At 55.1% G+C, this 3,043-nt stretch carries 2 protein-coding genes and 1 pseudogene; 2 read left to right on the forward strand and 1 reads right to left on the reverse strand.

What is annotated here, in order from left to right; genetic code table 11:
• A pseudogene (locus IQ260_RS29355) lies at positions 1-795 on the reverse strand (adenylate/guanylate cyclase domain-containing protein); the annotation flags it as partial.
• Positions 796-1,028: 233 nt separating this feature from the next.
• Between IQ260_RS29355 and IQ260_RS29360 the strand changes: the two are divergent.
• Together IQ260_RS29360 and IQ260_RS29365 are read left to right on the forward strand one after the other, a co-directional pair.
• On the forward strand, positions 1,029-2,507 hold the full coding sequence (locus tag IQ260_RS29360; RefSeq protein WP_193996598.1) for a TldD/PmbA family protein: 1,479 nt from the start codon (positions 1,029-1,031) through the stop codon (positions 2,505-2,507).
• Positions 2,508-2,600: 93 nt separating this feature from the next.
• On the forward strand, positions 2,601-3,043 hold a 443-nt coding region (locus IQ260_RS29365; RefSeq protein WP_322745077.1), incomplete at its 3' end, for a PmbA/TldA family metallopeptidase.

Below are 3,043 nucleotides of genomic sequence, written 5' to 3' on the forward strand. Positions count from 1 at the left end.
CGCTTCTGTTTTCTCCTGTTCACCCCTGAGGGCAGCTTCCGCCTGCTGTCGTTCTTGCACCTCCTGAGAGATTTGACCAAACATCGAAGCAAATGCTCGAATTACATCTCCTAACTCATCCTGACGAGACTGTTGGAGGCTCTTAAACTTGGCTGTCTGAGGCTGATATACTAAGTTAGCTGCCTGACACAGATCGTCCCGCAGCAACAGCAGTGGATTGATCACCATACGCCCCAGCAGCAAGATGGTCACCAGGGTTAAAAACGCAGAGATTAAAACAACAATGCAGAAAATACCCATGGAATACTGCACCATGTAGCGTTTTACCGATGTGGCATCATGGCGAATCACCAACACATAGCGATCTTGAAACTGTCGGCTGGGCCAGGCCACATCGTAGCGAGTCGCCGAAACCGTCAACAGTCTCTGAATTTTTTCCAGACCGCCTGAGGGAGCTGCTAGTGTCGGCTCTTCTCCAAAAGCATCCACCAGCTGTCCCTGTCGATCGTAGAGCGCCGCCCCCAAAATGATCGTATCGGGACTCAGTGTGGCTTGGGCGGAGGCCAGCAGATCCGTAGACAGCAGTGTCTCAGTCATCACATTGGCCTTTAGTGTGAGCAGCACCTCTTCTGAGACGGCTTCCAGCTCTTTGAGTTTATCGGTCCGCCGCTGATGATAGGACGGAATAAACACCACAAATTCAATGGCGACCAAGCTCAAAAAAATCGACTTGACAATTTTTCGCGACAGCTGAGATTTGAGCAATCCCAATGACGTCTGCAACACACTAACCATAGCCAACCAGCACAATAGTTACATAGATGTAATGCCCACTGATGAAAAAGATGCGCCTGATGTTGCGTGGCGGACTAAGTCCCCACCCGGTGCCCAATTCTACAGAGATTACCTGGGAACTTCCTGAAAATTGCCTAAGGATCCCATAGGCAGCGGCTCAAGGTCGTAAACCAGACCCTTGCGTTAGACTGGTGAGGGTTCACCCACAGTCTGAAAAAAACTAGGCCACCGTTATGACCCTTGCTGCTCCGCCACTGTCATCCCTACGCCTGCAGGAACTCCCCAGCCAAAGCTATCAGGCGGCCCCCGACCGGTTTGATGCCACCTGGGCGGCACCGCTGTCTACACTGTTAGGCCTAGGCCGGGCAGCCGGGGCTGATTTTATTGAATTTTTTCTGGAGCGGACTAACTATATTAGCTGTCTGGCAGAGGACGATGCGATCACCAGCATTTCGCCTAGCTTAACCACAGGGGCCGGGGTGCGAGTATTTAAGGGCAAAGCCGACTGCTATGTCAGCACCAACGATGTCAGCTTTCAGGGTCTCAAGGCCGCTTTAGAGAAAGGGCTGTCCATTATGGGACTGCTGCTACCAGGGACGTCGGCCTACGTGCCAGAGGTCACCCTAGAGATGTTTCGCGACTATGCCAGCACCAAGGAAAGCTGGCTGACTAACTGCAGCTCGATGCAGGCCATGGGGGATGTGCTCCTGGGGGCCAATGCCTCAGTGGCTAAGGTCGCCAAGCACCTCCAGGCACGGCGCACGGCCTACTTTAGAGACTGGCAAGAAATCCTAGTGGCCAGCAGCGATGGCACCTTCGCCCGTGATATTCGCCTCACCCAGTCTGTTGGTACCAATGTGCTCTGTGCCGATGGCGACCACCGCTCCTCCATTAGCCAGCGTTTGGGCAATACCAGCGACCCCAGTTTTCTAACCGCCTGGGACTATGACACCACCGCTGAGGGCCTGGCCGAGTCCGCAGGCAAAATGCTCTACGCCGACTATGTGGAGTCTGGCACCTATCCCATCATCATGGCAAACCACTTTGGCGGTGTGATCTTCCACGAAGCCTGTGGTCACCTGCTAGAGACCACCCAGATCGAGCGGGGCACTACCCCATTTATTGACAAGAAGGGCGAAAAGATTGCCCATGAGAGTCTCACCGCCTGGGATGAGGGTCGCTCCGATGCCTCCTTTGGCACCATTGATATGGACGATGAGGGCATGCCCGCCCAGCGCACCCTGCTCATCGAAAATGGTGTGCTCAAAAACTTTTTGTCGGACCGGGCGGGTTCGGTGCGTACCGGCCATCCTCGCACTGGCAGCGGTCGCCGTCAGAATTACACATTCTCCGCCGCATCCCGCATGCGCAATACCTACATTGATACCGGCGACTACAGCCTGGACGATATCTTTGCGTCAGTGGATAAGGGCATCTACTGCAAGAAAATGGGCGGCGGCAGCGTCGGTGCCACCGGGCAGTTTAACTTCGCTGTGGACGAAGCATATCTGGTGGAAAACGGGAAGATCACCCGCCCCCTAAAGGGGGCAACGCTGATCGGTGAAGCGGTGGATATCATGCAAAAGATCTCCATGTGCTCCCAGGACCTGAGCCTGGCCCCTGGTTTCTGCGGTTCCATCAGCGGCAGCATTTATGTCACCGTTGGTCAGCCCCACATCAAGGTGGACAGCATCACGGTCGGTGGTCGTTAGGGCCTGTTCCGAAAAGAATCTATCAGCTGAAGGCCCCCAAACCCCAACTTTTGGGGGCTTTTAAATCTATTCTCCATTGCTTTTCAAATAACAATGTCTAAAGTCCTCGAAATCTCTTCTAACGCCCAAACCATCGCCCAGCGTCTCGGCATTACTAAGTACGACATCTATGGTGCCACCACCGATAGCACCAGTGTGCAGGTGGATAAGGGAGAACCCAAACAGGTCAAAGCCTCGAACCGAGCCAGTGTGACGGTGCGGGTGTGGAACGACCAGGGGCGTTTGGGGGTGACCTCTTCCACCGATGTGGATGAGCGCGGTCTAGAGCTAGCCCTAAAAACAGCGGCTGAGGCCAGCGCCTTTGGGGCCACGGATAATATTCCTGACTTTAGCCCCGAGGCGACGGCGCCCCTGCCTGAGGTGGCGGTGACCCTGGCCGAGCCGGTACCGGTGGGCGCGCTGATTGAGCGACTGGTGACGGCTGAGCAGTCGCTGTTAAAGGCCCACGATGCGATCGCAAGTGTGCCCTACAACGG

It is taken from the genome of Leptolyngbya cf. ectocarpi LEGE 11479, assembly GCF_015207065.1.
Taxonomy (GTDB): Bacteria; Cyanobacteriota; Cyanobacteriia; order Phormidesmidales; family Phormidesmidaceae; genus Leptothoe; species Leptothoe ectocarpi.

Excerpts from the sequence above, each read along its gene's own strand:
- IQ260_RS29360 (WP_193996598.1), top strand. The coding sequence starts at position 1,029 with ATGACCCTTGCTGCTCCGCCACTGTCATCCCTACGCCTGCAGGAACTC.